General features: G+C 63.5%; 12 protein-coding genes and 1 tRNA gene. 5 read left to right on the top strand and 8 right to left on the bottom strand.

Going from position 1 to position 14705, the window contains the following annotated elements; all coding sequences use genetic code 11:
- Nucleotides 1-19 precede the first annotated feature (19 nt).
- The 3 genes from ACFE8X_RS09615 to ACFE8X_RS09605 form a co-directional block, all read right to left on the bottom strand.
- Complete coding sequence (locus ACFE8X_RS09615; RefSeq protein ID WP_375451269.1) at nucleotides 20-931, bottom strand: carbohydrate ABC transporter permease; 912 nt, start codon at nucleotides 929-931, stop codon at nucleotides 20-22.
- Nucleotides 932-978: 47 nt separating this feature from the next.
- A complete protein-coding gene (locus ACFE8X_RS09610) occupies nucleotides 979-2277 on the bottom strand; it encodes an ABC transporter substrate-binding protein (RefSeq protein WP_375451242.1) in 1299 nt (432 codons plus the stop codon).
- 232 nt (nucleotides 2278-2509) lie between these two features.
- Nucleotides 2510-3214: a TetR/AcrR family transcriptional regulator gene (locus ACFE8X_RS09605; RefSeq protein ID WP_375451241.1), complete on the bottom strand. Its 705-nt coding sequence runs from the start codon at nucleotides 3212-3214 to the stop codon at nucleotides 2510-2512.
- Nucleotides 3215-3379: 165 nt separating this feature from the next.
- Between ACFE8X_RS09605 and ACFE8X_RS09600 the strand changes: the two genes are divergently transcribed.
- The 3 genes from ACFE8X_RS09600 to ACFE8X_RS09590 all read left to right on the top strand — a co-directional run bounded on the left by ACFE8X_RS09600 (nucleotide 3380) and on the right by ACFE8X_RS09590 (nucleotide 6666).
- Entirely contained in the window at nucleotides 3380-4531 is a 1152-nt protein-coding gene (locus ACFE8X_RS09600) for a Gfo/Idh/MocA family protein (protein WP_375451240.1), read from the top strand.
- A gap of 141 nt (nucleotides 4532-4672) precedes the next feature.
- Nucleotides 4673-5845, top strand: a complete 1173-nt coding sequence (locus tag ACFE8X_RS09595; protein WP_375451239.1) for a dihydrodipicolinate synthase family protein — start codon at nucleotides 4673-4675, stop codon at nucleotides 5843-5845.
- Nucleotides 5842-6666, top strand: a complete 825-nt coding sequence (locus ACFE8X_RS09590) for a sugar phosphate isomerase/epimerase family protein (RefSeq protein ID WP_375451238.1) — start codon at nucleotides 5842-5844, stop codon at nucleotides 6664-6666. Before ACFE8X_RS09595 ends, ACFE8X_RS09590 begins: the two co-directional genes overlap by 4 nt.
- 52 nt (nucleotides 6667-6718) lie before the next feature.
- Here the strand turns inward: ACFE8X_RS09590 and ACFE8X_RS09585 are convergent, their stop codons facing one another.
- The 5 genes from ACFE8X_RS09585 to ACFE8X_RS09565 all read right to left on the bottom strand — a co-directional run bounded on the left by ACFE8X_RS09585 (nucleotide 6719) and on the right by ACFE8X_RS09565 (nucleotide 13639).
- A complete protein-coding gene (locus ACFE8X_RS09585; protein WP_375451237.1) occupies nucleotides 6719-7120 on the bottom strand; it encodes a hypothetical protein in 402 nt (133 codons plus the stop codon).
- A 108-nt stretch (nucleotides 7121-7228) separates the two neighbouring features.
- Nucleotides 7229-8455, bottom strand: coding sequence for a class I SAM-dependent RNA methyltransferase (locus ACFE8X_RS09580; protein ID WP_375451236.1), 1227 nt, complete (start codon nucleotides 8453-8455; stop codon nucleotides 7229-7231).
- A 50-nt stretch (nucleotides 8456-8505) separates the two neighbouring features.
- On the bottom strand, nucleotides 8506-11424 hold the full coding sequence (locus tag ACFE8X_RS09575) for an FAD-binding and (Fe-S)-binding domain-containing protein (protein WP_375451235.1): 2919 nt from the start codon (nucleotides 11422-11424) through the stop codon (nucleotides 8506-8508).
- Nucleotides 11425-11543: 119 nt separating this feature from the next.
- Nucleotides 11544-12260, bottom strand: a complete 717-nt coding sequence (locus ACFE8X_RS09570) for a PadR family transcriptional regulator (RefSeq protein WP_375451234.1) — start codon at nucleotides 12258-12260, stop codon at nucleotides 11544-11546.
- A gap of 398 nt (nucleotides 12261-12658) precedes the next feature.
- Nucleotides 12659-13639, bottom strand: a complete 981-nt coding sequence (locus ACFE8X_RS09565) for a complex I NDUFA9 subunit family protein (protein ID WP_375451233.1) — start codon at nucleotides 13637-13639, stop codon at nucleotides 12659-12661.
- A 193-nt stretch (nucleotides 13640-13832) separates the two neighbouring features.
- On the opposite strand from ACFE8X_RS09565, the gene ACFE8X_RS09560 reads away from it, so the two are divergent.
- Together ACFE8X_RS09560 and ACFE8X_RS09555 are read left to right on the top strand one after the other, a co-directional pair.
- A tRNA-Leu gene (locus ACFE8X_RS09560) sits at nucleotides 13833-13917 on the top strand.
- A 164-nt stretch (nucleotides 13918-14081) separates the two neighbouring features.
- Nucleotides 14082-14699, top strand: coding sequence for a ribonuclease D (locus ACFE8X_RS09555; protein ID WP_375451232.1), 618 nt, complete (start codon nucleotides 14082-14084; stop codon nucleotides 14697-14699).
- The last annotated feature ends 6 nt before the right edge of the window (nucleotides 14700-14705 follow it).

The following is a 14705-nucleotide window of genomic DNA, read 5'->3' as shown; positions in this document are numbered from 1 at the left end:
GACGGTCAGGCGCGCGACATCAGTCGTCATAATGCACCCAGTATTTGGAGGTGAGGAAAGAGAAGGCGGTAAAGCACCCCACGATGGCCAGAAGGATCCACGCCAAGGCCGAGGCATAGCCCATGCGGAAAAAGCTGAACGCCTCCTGATAAAGATAGAGGGTGTAGAACAGCGTCGAGTTGATCGGATTGCCGGTGCCGCCCGAAATGATGAAGGCGGGGGTGAAGCTCTTGAAGCCCTCGATGGTCTGGATGATGAAGTTGAAGAACACGACCGGGGTCAGCAGCGGCAGGGTGATCTTCCAGAACTGGCGCCATTTGCTGGCGCCGTCGAGCGAAGCCGCCTCATACATGTCCGCCGGGATCTGGCGCAGGCCGGCAAGGAAAATGATCATGGGCGAGCCGAACTGCCAGATCGACAGCACCACCAGCGTCCAGAGCGAAAAGCGGGGATTGGAAATCCAGGCCGGGCCCTGGATGCCGACCAGCGCCAGCGCGTCGTTGACGACGCCGTCGCCGGCAAACAATTGCCGCCACAGCACGGCAATGGCCACCGAAGCGCCCAGCAGGGAGGGCAGGTAGAACACGGCGCGATAGAGCGGCAGCCCCTTCATGCCGCGATTGAGCAGCAGCGCCACGCCCAGCGCGAAGGCCAGCTTGAGCGGCACCGAAAACACCACGAAAAACAGGGTGACCCGCATCGAGGCGGAAAATTTCGGATCGGCGGTGACGATGCGCATGTAGTTGGCGGGCCCCACCCAGTCGGGTGCCGTCAGCAGGTCGAAATTGGTGAAGCTGAGATAGAGCGAGGACAGCATCGGGCCCAGGGTGAGCCCGAAGAACCCCAGGAACCAGGGCAGCAAAAACAGATAGCCCGGAGCGTTGCGGCTCCACAGCTGGGACCAAAGCGAAGGAGAGACCGCGCGCCCCATGGCCGGAGCGCTGTTCACGTCTTGCAGAGAGCGCGCGGTCATAAGGTTCAGCCCGCCGCGCGGGCGAGGATTTCGGTGGCCTGCTGAAAAAAGGCCGGGCCGGCATCCTGCGGGGATTGCTGCTCGAACGCCACTTCCTGGCTCTTGGTCTTGAACGCCACGCCCACTTCGCCGGCAGCGGCGGGCGGGGACGGCGGCAAGGCGCCCAGCAGGTCGCCCAGATTGGACACGAAATTCAGCGCGATCTGGCTCTGCGGATCAAGCGTTGGCGCAATGGCTTCACGCAAGGCCTTGGAGCATGGAATGCCGCGCTCGACCCCCAGGATCTTGCCGGCTTCGGCATCGTGGATGAAGAAGTCGACGAACTTGGCGCCCGCCGGCAATTGCTGGGATGCGGCGCCCAGCGAAAAGAACATCGAGGGCTTGCGATAGTGCCCGCCCCCCGCACCCGGCTTGGCGCGCGGGTAATTGATCATGGTCAAGGGGTCCTGGTTAACGGCCTGGAAGGCGATGAGCTGGTTGGAATTGGCATAGGTCACGGGTGCCTTGCCAAGCGTGACCATGGTGTTTTCAATGGCGTCGGTGGCGTCCAGCGCCTGATCGTCGGGGGTCACGAGGACGTCGGCGGCACGCAGGTCGGCCCACATCTGGAGCCATTCGGTGATGTCCTCGGCGGTAAAGCCGGCCTTGCCGTCGGCAGTATAGAGCGCGGTTCCGCGTCCACGCAGCCAGTTGTCCAGTGCCGGCTCGTTGCCGCTGGCGTCCTGCCACAGCTTCATGCCGGAGCGCTTGTTCTTGGAATTCCACTGTTCGGCCAGAGCCGGCAGGTCGGCATAGGAGAAATCGCGGTTCGGCACTTCGATGCCGGCCTCGTCGAACGCGGCCTGGTTGACGATGAGCGCCACTGAATTGGCGCCCAGGCTGATGCCGTAGAGCTTGCCATTGACCTTGCCGCCTTCGAGCTGGTCGGGGTCGAAATCGGCCAGGTCGAGGCCGTTGCCGACGAATTCATCGAGCGGAGCGATGGCGTTGCGGTTGGCATATTCGACGATGTAGCGATAGTCCATCTGGATGATGTCGGGGGAATTGCCGCCGGCGGTCTGGGTGGCCAGCTTGGGCCAGTAATCGGCAAAGGCCAGGAATTCGCCATCGAAGGTCGTTCCCGGATTGGCCTTGGTGTAAAGATCGGTCACCCCATAGGTGCGGTCGGCACGGGCCTGGCCGCCCCAGAAGATCAGCCGCATGCGGGCTTCCTGCGATAGGGCCGGGCCGATACCGGCGGACGCGGCGGCCAGAAATGCAGCGCTGCCCAGCATGAACTGGCGGCGGTCGATAGCGATGGTCATGAAATGTCCTCCCGAAAACAGCGCTCCGGAACCGGAGCGGCGATGGCCAGCGACCTCCCCGTCGCTAAATAACCAACTGGTTACAATTTTGGGTCAGTGCAGGCCGCGTGTCAACCCGTCTGGCACAATCTTGTATGGAAGTGTAACGCCGTTCGGGGTGCAAGGTAAAGGGCACCAGCCAGGTGCGGAGCAGCCGAGCCCGCTTTCCGGCAAGCCGGCTGCGCGTTCCAGATCAGGCCGGCTTGGTGCGCAGGTAATCGAGCACCATCTGCACCGCCTGCGCTTCGCGCTCCTGCACCATGGCGAAGCCGGCCAGGTCACGATCGAAGATCACCGACAGGGTCTTCATGTTGGACACATAGAAATATCCCAGGCCCGCTATGGAGATATAAAGCTGGACCGGATCGACATCGCTGCGGAACACCCCTGTTGCCGCACCCCGCTCGACGATGCTGCGCAGTTCGGCCACCAAAGGGGAGTGGAGCTGCGGGATGTCCTTCAGTTGCTTTAAAAACCGCGCATTCTGCAGGTTTTCCACCGCCAATAGCCGAGGAAACCAGGGGTTTGCCAGATAGTGGCGGAAGGTGAAGCGCACCATGCGGCCGACGGCTTCGACCGGATCGAACTGCGTCAGGGAGAGTTCGCGCTCGCCGCGCCGGATTTCACTATAGGCGTCGAACAGCACGGCGGCATACAGCGCCTCCTTGTTGCCCCAGTAATGGTAGAGCAGGCGCTTATTGGCCTTGGCGCGCGCGGCGATGGCATCGACCCGGGCCCCGTTGAAGCCTTCCTGGCAGAATTCGTCCCGCGCGGCCCGCAAAATTGCCGCCTTGGTGCGTTCGGGATCGCGCGGGCGCGCGACGGCCAGCGGGCGTCGCGGTCCAGTCAGTCCAGCCGGCTTCGGCAATGGCAGGATCAGGTCCTCGCTCTTGTCCATGGCAATCCGCCGCCCCCCCTTCGCCGCCGATCCGCGTTCTCTGACGGGCCTGCCGTGCCGGCGGCAATGCCGGATAACGGGTCAAGTGCGGGCCTTGACGCTCTCCCTTACCCGAGTGTATCCAAGTAACCAGTTGGTTACAAGACCGCTGTGGGGAGACAATAGATGGCCGAACACCGGCTGGGCCTGATCATGCATGGCGTGACCGGACGCATGGGCTACAACCAGCACCTGGTGCGCTCGATCCTGGCGATTCGCGAGCAGGGCGGCATTGCGCTAGCCAATGGCGATCGGTTGGTGGTGGATCCGATCATCGTGGGCCGCGACCGCGACAAGATCGAGCGTCTGGCCAACAAACACAATATCGCCCGCTGGAGCACCGACATCGACGCGGCTCTCGCCAATCGCGACGACACGGTGTTCTTCGATGCCGGCACGACGCTGATGCGCGCCTCGCTGCTGGAAAAAGCGCTCGACGCGGGCAAGCACGTCTATTGCGAAAAGCCCATTTCGGACGATCTCGGCGTTGCCGTCGCGCTGGCGAAAAAGGCCCGCAATTCGGGCCTCAAGCATGGCGTGGTGCAGGACAAGCTGTTTCTGCCCGGCCTGCTCAAGCTTAAGATGCTGCGCGATTCCGGGTTCTTCGGCAAGATTTTGTCGGTGCGCGGCGAGTTCGGCTATTGGGTGTTCGAGGGCGACTGGCAGGCATCGCAGCGCCCGAGCTGGAACTATCGCAAGGGCGATGGCGGCGGCATCATCCTCGATATGCTCTGCCACTGGCGCTATGTCCTCGACAACCTGTTCGGCGAGGTCAAGGCGGTCTCGTGCCTGGGCACCACGCACATCCCCGAGCGGGTCGATGAACACGGCCAGCGTTTCACGGCCGATACCGATGATGCGGCCTATGCCACCTTCGAGCTCGAGGGTGGCGTCATTGCGCAGATCAATTCGAGTTGGGTCACCCGCGTGCGACGCGACGACCTCGTCACCTTTCATGTCGATGGCACGCACGGCTCGGCCGTGGCAGGGCTGCACAGATGCTGGACCCAGCACCGGGTCAATACCCCCAAGCCGGTCTGGAACCCGGACCAGCCCCAGACCATGAATTTCTTTGCCGATTGGGAAGACGTGCCCGACAACTGGCCGGCGCAGAACGGCTTTCGGGCACAATGGGAAATGTTCCTGCGCCACGTCGCCGAAGACGCGCCCTGGCCCTATGGGTTGGAAGCCGGCGCCAAGGGCGTGCAACTGGCCGAACTGGGGCTCCAAAGCTGGGCCGAACGCCGCTGGCTGGACGTGCCCAAGCTGGAGTTTTGAGGCATAGGCCCCCTCACCCGCCCTGCGGGCACCCTCTCCCACGAGGGGAGAGGGGGACATCGAGTGTAACCATGCGCAGGCCTCCCCTTCTTCCCTTGTGGGAGAAGGTGGGGCGCAGCGCCGGATGAGGGGGACTTCCCTATGACCAGCATCAACCTGCCAAACGCCGACCGCACGATCTCCCCCTATACGCTGACCGGCAAACCCATCCCCTTCATCAAGCACAAGGCATCCGACTTCAACCGCATCGCTTATGCGGCCGCCCATGTCGTGGCCGATCCGCTGGCGAACAACGATCCGTGGCTGACCCCCGCCATCGACTGGGACACGACGCTGAAATTTCGCCATCGCCTCTGGGACCTCGGCCTTGGCGTGGCCGAAGCCATGGACACCGCGCAGCGCGGCATGGGCCTGGGCTGGATGGAGGCGCAGGAGCTGATCCGGCGCGCCCAGCGGGAGGCGCGGACGCGCGACGACGCCCTGATCGCTTATGGGGCCGGAACCGACCATTTGGCGCCGGGGCCCGATGTGCGGATCGAGGATATCGTGCGCGCCTATGAAGAGCAGGTGGGGTTCGTCGAAGGCGAACGCGGTCGGGTCATCCTGATGGCCAGCCGGGCCCTGGCGGCGGCGGCCAAGGGCCCCGACGATTATGCTCAGGTCTATCAGCGCATCCTAACCCAGGTTAAGCAGCCGGTGATCCTGCATTGGCTGGGCGAGATGTTCGATCCGGCCCTGGCCGGCTATTGGGGCCAAGCCGACCATGACGCGGCGATGGATATCTGCCTCGACGTCATCGCGGCCAATGCCGACAAGGTCGACGGCATCAAGATTTCGCTGCTGTCCAAGGACAAGGAGATCGCCATGCGCCGGCGGCTCCCGGCCTCGGTCAAGATGTATACCGGGGACGATTTCAATTATGCCGAACTGATCGCCGGCGACGAAGCCGGGGCCTCGCATGCGTTGCTCGGCATCTTCGACGCCATCGCGCCGGCAGCCTCGGCGGGCCTCGCGGCTTTGGGCAAGGCCGACACCACCGCGTTCTTCGAGCTGCTCGAACCCACCGTGCCACTGAGCCGGCATATCTTTGCCGCGCCCACGAGGTTCTACAAGACCGGCGTGGTGTTCCTGGCCTATCTCAACGGGCTGCAGGACCATTTCACCATGATCGGCGGCCAGCAATCGACCCGCTCGCTGCAGCATCTGGCCGAGCTGTTTCGGCTGGCCGACCGGGCGCGGGTTCTGGCCGATCCCGACCTGGCCGTTGCACGCATGAAGGCGATGCTCAACGTTAACGGGATGGTAGCGGAATGACCACCAATGCGATCTCGCTCAACCTTGCGACAACGCGGCAGGTCTGGGGCTTCAAGGACGCGGTGGAGGGGTGCCTGCGCGCCGGCATTACCGCGATTTCCCCCTGGCGCGACCAGGTCGCCGCCATCGGATTGGAGGAAGCCGCCCGCATCGTCGGCGCCAATGACCTGCGTGTTACCGGCCTTTGCCGGGGCGGCATGTTTCCCGCCGAAACCGCCCAAGGCCGCCAACGGCAGATCGAGGATAACCGACGCGCCATCGATGAAGCGGCTGCGCTACGCGCCGATTGCCTGGTGCTGGTGGTTGGCGGATTACCCGGCGCTTCCAAGGACTTGGCGGGGGCTCGCGGCATGGTAAGCGAGGGCATCGCCGCCATGCTGCCGCATGCCAAGGCCTGCGGCATCAAGCTCGCCATCGAGCCCTTGCACCCCATGTATGCGGCCGATCGCGCCTGCGTCAACACGCTCGATCAGGCGCTCGATATCTGCGAAATGCTCGGTCCCGAGGTCGGCGTCGCCATCGACGTCTACCACGTCTGGTGGGACCCCAGGCTTGCCCAGGCGATCGCACGGGCCGGCCGGCTCAAGCGAATTTTCGCCCACCATATCTGCGATTGGCTGGTGCCGACCACCGACATGCTGCTGGACCGCGGCATGATGGGAGACGGGGTGATCGACTTGCCCTGCATCCGCAAGATGATCGAGGATGCCGGGTTTTTTGGCCCGCAGGAAGTCGAGATTTTCTCGCGGGAAAACTGGTGGAAACGCGATGGGGACGAAGTCCTCGCGGTCATTAAGGAGCGCGTAGCGACTGTCTGCTGACAAGTCAGCTTCCGTCCTACACGAGGGCGGAAGCTGCATTGCCATCAAAGCTTTACGAGCGGCTATACGCCAGCGTCTGGCACAAGATAGCGGCGCGGCAACCCTGGATTTCGATGGTGTTGGCGCTGGTCTGGGTGACGGTTGCGTCGGCGCTGATGCCGCCTGCAGTCAGCGAACCCTTCCACTCATTGGCGCCGGTCTGCTGGGCCTGCATCACCTGCTTGCCGACAAAGGCCAGGTTTTCCTCGGTGGCCGATTCACCTTCCAGATTGGTCAGCACGCCACAAAGGTCGGTTCCCGAGTCGCCGCACAGCGAAAACTCGAAGGACGTGCCGAACTCGTCGACGAAAGAGCCGCTCGGATCGGCGGTCGCTGCGGCGTCCTGGGCAAAGGTCGGGATGGCTGTTGCGGCACACAGGATACCGATCGCGAAAGTCGTTTTGAGAATATGCATGGGATGCTCCATGCGACCAACGCCCGCCCCACGCAGTCGCTGTTGATTGTCGATGAGAAGCCAACGTGCCCCGGCCCGCAGCGGTTGCCTGCCTGCGACAAACTGTCATCAGCGCCTGAAAATTGCTGCCAGCTCGATATGGGTGGAATGGACAAACTGGTCGACGGCCACAAGATTTTCCATCGTATAGCCGCCGCCCACGAGGATCGCCGCGTCCCGGGCAAATGTTTTGGGGTCGCAGGCGGCCATGACGATGGTCTTGACCTTGGACATCGAGAGCTGTTCGGCCTGGGCCTGGGCGCCGGCCCGCGGCGGATCAAGCACCACGGCATCGAAAGTATCGAGTTCGTAGCGGGTGAGGGGCTCGCGGAACAGGTCGCGGGCTTTTGCGGTGATTTCGCGCAGGTTCTTGGTGAAGCGGCGGGCCTTGTCCAAAGCCAGAATGCCGGGCTTGTCGTTATCGAGAGCCAGCACCGGGCGGGTTTCGGCCAGGCGCAGTGCAAAGGGGCCGACCCCGCAGAACAGATCGGCCACGCTCTCGGCCTTGCCGACGGCTTCGGCAACGTAGTCGGCCAGGATGGTCTCGGCGGCGGCCGTTGCCTGCAGAAAGCTGCCGACCGGCACCTCGACGCGCGCGCGGCCCATTTCGACGATCGGTGGCTGGGTTTGCAGCACCATGTCGCCATTGAGTGCCAGGCGCGCCAGCCGGAAGCGGGCGACCAACGGCATCAGCCGCTCGGCCCGTGCCTGCTTTTTCGGCGTGCGCACGGCAACGTCAAGGCCGCTCAAAGTGGCGGTGAACGCAATATCGGCCTCCCCGATGGCCAGCATCGCCGCGCGGGCGATGTCTGGCGCGCGAGCCAGGGCAGGCACCAGAATCGGGCAGGCGTCGAGGTCGTGCACCTGATGGCTGCGCAGGCGCATATAGCCCGACCCTTCCTGGCGGGCATGCATGGTGGCGCGGCGGCGGCCATTGCCCGAAGCATCGATGAAGCGCGAAACGCCGGTCTCGATGCCGGCAAAACGCAGCGGGGTTTCGATCAGCGCGGTCTTGAAAGCCTCGTAGCTCGGCCGATCCAGATGCTGAAGCTGGCAACCGCCGCAAGCGCCGAAATGGGGACAAAACGGCACGATACGGGCCGGTGCGGCTGCCAGGATATCGACTAAAGTGCCACGATCTCCCTCTGCCACGAAGGCAATGGTTTCACCCGGCAATGCCAGCGGCACGAAAACCTTGCGGCCATCAATTTCGACAACGCCTTCGCCTTTCTGGCCAAGGCTGGTGATGGTGGCGGTCAGGGTCATGGCGATCCGGGGCTTGCTGAAGCGGTTCAATACGGCGCCCCAAGGCGGCATCGCAAGGGCTTGCCCAGTAACGGACTGCCTCAGGCTGATGGACGCGTAGCATATTCCAGGAGGCTGGCGAGCCCGACAAAGGGAATGCCGGCCTGTTCGCTCAGACCGGAAGCACAGGTGGACACCGTCGAAACGCCAAGTGTGCAGCCTGCCGGTATGTCGTTGCGCACGAAGCGGGTGGCATGTTGGTTGAGTTCGGGCAGGAACAGGCCCTTGTCGCCGGCATAGCCACAGCAGGTCACGGAGGACAGTACTGCAATCTGCGTGGCGCAGGCGCTGGCAACGGTTTCGATAGCGGGCTGTTCACCCAGCCGCTGGGCGGAGCAATTGTGGTGCACGGCAAGCACCGGCAAGGGCTGGGTTATGGTCAGACGCGGTAGGAGGTCGCTGAGTATGAATTCGGCCGAATCCAACACCGGCGCGGTGCCGGGAAATTCACGCAGATGCTTGGCGCAAGTGGAGGCATCGGTGACCACGGGGATAGTGCCGTCGCCGGACAGTGCATTAAATTGGGCGTGGAGCGCGTTGCCCAACGTCTCGGCCTGGGCGGGAAATCCCTTGGATGAAAAAGGCTGGCCGCAGCATTGGCCGGTCAGGTCTGACGGCATGACCGCGTCAAATCCGGCGCGCAGCAGCAGGGCCAGCATGGCATCGGGAGCAGACAGCAAATTATAAGGCGTTTCCGGCGCGCCGAACATGCGAGTGGCGCAACTGGGGAAATAAACCACGCGCGGGCACGCCGACTGCGCGATCGGCAGCGGAAAGCCGCTAACAAGCGGGCCATGGCGCGAAACGGGCACGGCAGGGGCGCCGGGACCGGGCTTGAGGGCCTTGTAGATACGAGGAATGCGATTACCGCTGAGGCGGCGGGCGGTTTCGGTCATGGCAGCAATGGCGTGTGCTGAAACCATTGCCTTGGCGGCATCGGCCAAGCCAACACCGGCGCGCATCGCATTTTCGATGCCGCCTGTATGTTTCGCCGCAAAGGCCGCCACAGAACGGGACACACCCCCCCGGCGTTCGGCGCGCTCGCCGATGACCATGGTGCCGGTTTGGATGCCGACGGGGCAGCGCAGCGAGCACAAGTTGCAGGCGGCGCAGGTATCCAGCCCCGCATACTGAAAGTCATCGTCGAGCCGCTTGAGGCGGATCGGGTCTTCGCCGCTGCGGCGCAGACGGGCCCGTTCGCGGGTGACGGCGATGCGCTGGCGCGGCGACAGCGTCATCTGATGGCTGGGACAGGCCGGCTCGCAAAAACCGCATTCGATGCAGAGGTCGACGATGTCGTCGGCCAGCGGCATGACCTTGAGGTTCTGGATATGCACCTTGGGATCGGCATTGAGCAGAACGCCGGGATTGAGCAGGTTTTCCGGATCAAACAGCGCCTTGATCCGGTGCATCAGGCCATAGGCCTTGGCGCCCCATTCGGCCTCGACGAAGGGCGCGATGGCGCGGCCCGTGCCGTGTTCGGCCTTGAGGGAGCCGCCATAGCGCAATGAGACCAGGTCAGACAAGGCTTCGGAAAACGCATCGAATTTTTCGGCAGCACCGGGCAGTGCGAAGTTGTCGCTCATCTGGAAGTGCAGGTTGCCAGCCAGGGCGTGGCCGAAGATGATCGCATCATCATAGCCATGCTCATCAAGCAGCGCGCGCATGTCGAGGACGAACTCGGCCAGCCGCTCGATCGGGGCGGCCACGTCTTCGGTCAGCATCGAGGTGCCCTTGGGGCGGGCGGCACCGCCCGAGGCGAAGAAGCCTTTGCGGATATCCCAGAGAGCATGGGAGCGATGCTCATCAGTGGAAAAATCCATGTGGGTGGCGCCTTCGGAGGCGAGAATTTCACCCGCACGCCGGACTTCCTGCGCCAGCGTTGCGGCATCGGGGGCGGTCACGTCGATGAGCACCGCAGGCGAGGTATCCGTCAGATAGGGCAGAAGGGGCGCCATGGGTGCGAGATGCTCGACGGTGGCCAGGGCGCGGCGCTCGATATATTCGGCGGCGGTGACGCCGGTGGTGACCTGAACGCCATTGTTGGCGAGCTTGATAATGGCGCGGCCAGCCGATCGCGGATCGGGAAAGGGCACCAGGGCTGTCGACTTGAAGGGGTGTTCGGGGACGGTGTTGTAGGTGACTTCCGACACGAAGCCGAGCGTGCCTTCGGAGCCCACCATCAGACGGATCAGGATATCGAGCGGGTCATGGTAGTCGACCAGCGCGTTGAGGGAATAGCCCACGGTGTTCTTGATCTTGTATTTGCGGCGGATCAGGGCGACCAGATCGGGATCGGCCATTACGTCGTGGTGCAGGGCCTGCAGCCCCACCAGCATGGCGGCGTGGCTGGTGCGGAACGCGGCACATGAGGCTTCGTCGCCAGAATCCAGCACGGTGCCGTCGGTCAGAACGATGCGCAGCCGGGCCATGGTGTGATAGGTGTTCTGGGCAACGCCGCAACACATGCCCGAGGAATTGTTGTTGACCACGCCGCCGATCTTGCAGGTAGCTTGAGAGGCAGGATCGGGACCGATCTTGCGATCGAATTGTTTCAGCGCGGCATTGGCGTGGGCCACGATGATGGCCGGGCCAAGCGTGATCTGGTCGGCGCCGGGATGGATACGCATGGTGCGCCAGCCATCGCCGAGGACGGCCAGGACTCCGTCGGTCACGGCCTGGCCGGACAGTGACGTACCGGCTGCACGGAAAGTGATGGACAGGTGTTCGGCGCGGGCGGCGGCCATGACGGCGCGCACGTCATCCTCGGAATTGATGAACACTACCGCAGCGGGGATCAGCCGATAGGATGACGCGTCGCCGGACCAGGCATAGGTCATCAGCGGGTCGGTCATCATCTTATCGACGGCAATAGTGCCCTTGAGCCGAGCGACCAAGCGTTCGCCGGCGGCCTGGCGATCGAGAAGCTGGAGTGGCGGGGTTTCGATGAGATCGTGCATGGCGCGGAGACTAACATGTTAGTTGTGCCACCGCCAAGCCGATTACACTGCGCCACACGCCAAAACGCTTGTGCCCCCGGCTCAGGTCGAGGGCACCGATTGGTGGCAACGAGCGAGTCTCAGATGTCCACGTCCTCGTCGTGCTGGGCGTCGTTGAGGCCGTTGATGTCGGCGGCCGCGCGACGCAGGACTTCCGCCAGGCGGCGCTGCACGTCTTCGCTCTTGGCACTGGCAGTCCTGATCGCCGCCTTGAGATCGCGGCGGGCGTCGTTGACCTCGGGCAGGACCTCGGCCATGTCGCGATCGGGCCCGCCGGCAAAGCCGGGGCCATGCCTATGCGGATGCTCGCCGCCTTCGCGATTAAAGGGCCAGTCGCTCTTGGCGAATTCGCGGAAGCGCTGCATCTGCTCGCCGGCCTTGGCCAGCACGTTCAGCGTGGACTGGATGGCCTCGCGATTGTCGGCCAGATGGCCGCGGCCTTCCTCGGTAATGGTATAAAGCTTCTTGTTGCCATCGACCTCGGAGGTCACATAGCCGGCTTCCTCAAGAAAGGTCAGGGCCGGATAGACGATGCCTGGGCTAGGCGAATAAAAGCCATGCGATTGGTCCTCGACGGCCTTGATCAAATCATAGCCGTGACGCGGCTGCTGCTCGATCAGGTAGAGTGCGACAAGGCGCAGATCGCCTGAGGCCAGCATGCGGCCGATGCGGAAATTGCCGCCCATATTGCCAAAGCCTTCGCCTTCGCCGCCCTGGGCAAAGCGGCCCCAGCCGCGCCGCGCCATGGCTTCCAGCCGGCGCCAATTGGGCTCGCCCTCTCGCCAATATTGTCTCATGATCAGTCTCCGATATATCTTGGTTGCGGTGACAAGCAAGATATGAGCGGTCATATGCGTATTCAAGATATATCTTGAGATTGTTTTTGTGGACGATACCGACCGCGTCACCCCACCGAATGCGACAGTGGAAACGAAACGAAGCATGGACTATCGCCTACGGCCAATTCGCACAGTCGACACCTCCCCCTGACCGGGGGAGGATCAAGATGGGGGTGGGCTGGTCTCGATATCGGGTCTCCAGGACCCCCACCCAACCTCCCCCTGGCAGGGGGAGGAGCCGCGCGGTGGTGCTGGCGGGATTGTGCCGCAAGCCGAGCAGGACAGCCCTTCCCTCAAGCGCAGAGGGGAGCATAGGCTTGAGCCTGTATGACAACCGGAACTGCTATTGGAACGCTTCAGGCTCTCGGATGAGTCTCGGCGCGGTCGAACTGGCCATGCTTGCGGAAACGCCACATATAGGTGGGCAGGATGGTGTCCATGCCGGTGGGAACGATGCCGAAGCCGGCCAGGGTGCGCTTATCGCGTATGGCGGCGTCGGAGACGACGTTGTCGGTGCCCAGCAGTTCGACCTGGTCGGCGGTCAACAAGGGCGGAAACGGCAGTATCGCAAAGGGCAAGGCCAGCAATTTGGCAATTGCGGGGGGGATGGGCAGCAAGGGCCTGGTCCGGGCAGCTTCGCGCAGCACGCGTTGCAACAGGGCCTTGTGGGTCTCGACCTGGGGGCCACCGAGTTCATAAACCCGGCCGGTCTTGACCTGGCCATGGGCGGCCATGGCGATGGCTTCGGCGACATCACCGACATAGACCGGCTGAAAGCGCGTGGTGCCCGAGATCAGCGGCATGACCGGAAACATGCGCGCCAACCCGCCCATCAGGTTGAAAAAGCCATCGTCGCGGCCGAACATCAGCGAGGGGCGCATGATCACCGCCTGGGGGAAGGCGGCGAGCACGGCGGTTTCCGCCGCCAGCTTGGAGCGGGCGTAAAGGCTTTCGGTCGCGGTATCGACCCCCAGGGCCGACATATGCACCAGCGCCTTGGCGCCAGCGGCCTTGGCGGCCGCGGCGACGTTGGCACCGCCCTGCTCGTTGATGGCGGCAAAGGACTGCGCGCCGCGCTCAAAACCCACGGCGACGAGGTTGATGACGATATCGGCGCCCCTGACGGCGTGTTCCACCGAGGCAGAATCGCGCACATTGGCCTGGATGGGAAGGATCTGGCCGACCGAGCCCAGCATCTTGGTGTGGCCCGCCAGGCCCGGGCGGCGGGTGGCGACGCGGATACGGTGACCCTGGCGCGCCAGCGCCTGCACCACTTGCGTGCCGACAAAGCCGGCTCCACCAAAAATGGTTACGATTTGAGGTTCGAAGCGATCCATGGCGAAGCTCCCGGCCGGCGCGCGTGTCATCCCGCTTCTAGCCCAAGGCGCGGCGGACTGTCGAGTGCGCGCGTCGATGCTGCAAAGCTGGTTCACGATCGGTAAAGCCGCGGGACTCAATGTTTTGCCTGGAGAGCAGCCGCAACAAACCCGATTGACATCGGCCGGCGCTGCCCCTAGTTACACCGCGCCTGCCCAGATGGCGGAATTGGTAGACGCGCACGGTTCAGGTCCGTGTACCGCAAGGTGTGGAAGTTCGAGTCTTCTTCTGGGCACCAGTTTTCCAGCATCACTGCTGCGTGTACGCCGATCCCGCAAATGGCGGGGTCGGCGTTCTGGTTTTTCGGCATTGGCAACCAGTCGGCGTCATCGGGGCGTCATATCCGCCTTTCCAATGCCTTGTTGGCGTGTCATCACGGCACAAAGCACACATGAGAGCGACATGGCCACCAGACTGCATCGCGGGGATTTGCCCGACCTTTCCAATTATGGCGGCCGCGAGGTAGCAATCGATACCGAGACCATGGGCCTGCAGCCCCATCGGGACCGACTCTGCGTGATCCAGCTCTCGCCCGGCGATGGCAGCGCCGATGTGGTGCAGTTACCGGCCGATGTCAGCTCGGCCCCGAACCTGGAAAAGCTGTTGGCCGATCCGGGCGTGACCAAGATTTTCCACTATGCGCGGTTCGACGTGGCGGTGCTCAAGAAGCGCTTCGGGGTGATGACCGGCCCGGTCTATTGCACCAAGATCGCCTCCAAGCTGGTGCGCACCTATACCGACCGGCACGGGCTCAAGGATCTGGTGCGCGAATTGCTCAACATCGATTTGAGCAAGCAACAGCAGAGTTCGGACTGGGGCGCCGACAAGATCAGCGATGCGCAACTCGATTATGCCGCATCGGACGTGTTGTATCTGCACGATCTCAAGCGGCACCTGGACCGCATGCTCAAGCGGGAAAACCGCATGGAGCTGGCGCTGGAATGCTTTGAGTTTCTCAAGACCCGATGCGAGCTTGACCTGCTGGGCTGGGAAGAAACCGACATTTTCGCCCATAGCTGAGGCCAG

The sequence above is a fragment of the uncultured Devosia sp. genome, from assembly GCF_964244875.1.
Lineage (GTDB): Bacteria > Pseudomonadota > Alphaproteobacteria > Rhizobiales > Devosiaceae > Devosia.
Note: the sequence above shows the minus strand (reverse complement) of the source record. Positions and strands in the feature narration are given on the sequence as shown.

Bases quoted from the DNA above. Each gene is read 5' to 3' on its own strand.
- ACFE8X_RS09565 (WP_375451233.1), bottom strand. From the start codon at position 13,639: ATGGATCGCTTCGAACCTCAAATCGTAACCATTTTTGGTGGAGCCGGC.
- ACFE8X_RS09605 (WP_375451241.1), bottom strand. From the start codon at position 3,214: ATGGACAAGAGCGAGGACCTGATCCTGCCATTGCCGAAGCCGGCTGGA.
- ACFE8X_RS09595 (WP_375451239.1), top strand. From the start codon at position 4,673: ATGACCAGCATCAACCTGCCAAACGCCGACCGCACGATCTCCCCCTAT.
- ACFE8X_RS09585 (WP_375451237.1), bottom strand. From the start codon at position 7,120: ATGCATATTCTCAAAACGACTTTCGCGATCGGTATCCTGTGTGCCGCA.
- ACFE8X_RS09575 (WP_375451235.1), bottom strand. From the start codon at position 11,424: ATGCACGATCTCATCGAAACCCCGCCACTCCAGCTTCTCGATCGCCAG.
- ACFE8X_RS09610 (WP_375451242.1), bottom strand. From the start codon at position 2,277: ATGACCATCGCTATCGACCGCCGCCAGTTCATGCTGGGCAGCGCTGCA.
- ACFE8X_RS09600 (WP_375451240.1), top strand. From the start codon at position 3,380: ATGGCCGAACACCGGCTGGGCCTGATCATGCATGGCGTGACCGGACGC.
- ACFE8X_RS09570 (WP_375451234.1), bottom strand. From the start codon at position 12,260: ATGAGACAATATTGGCGAGAGGGCGAGCCCAATTGGCGCCGGCTGGAA.
- ACFE8X_RS09615 (WP_375451269.1), bottom strand. From the start codon at position 931: ATGGGGCGCGCGGTCTCTCCTTCGCTTTGGTCCCAGCTGTGGAGCCGC.
- ACFE8X_RS09555 (WP_375451232.1), top strand. From the start codon at position 14,082: ATGGCCACCAGACTGCATCGCGGGGATTTGCCCGACCTTTCCAATTAT.
- ACFE8X_RS09590 (WP_375451238.1), top strand. From the start codon at position 5,842: ATGACCACCAATGCGATCTCGCTCAACCTTGCGACAACGCGGCAGGTC.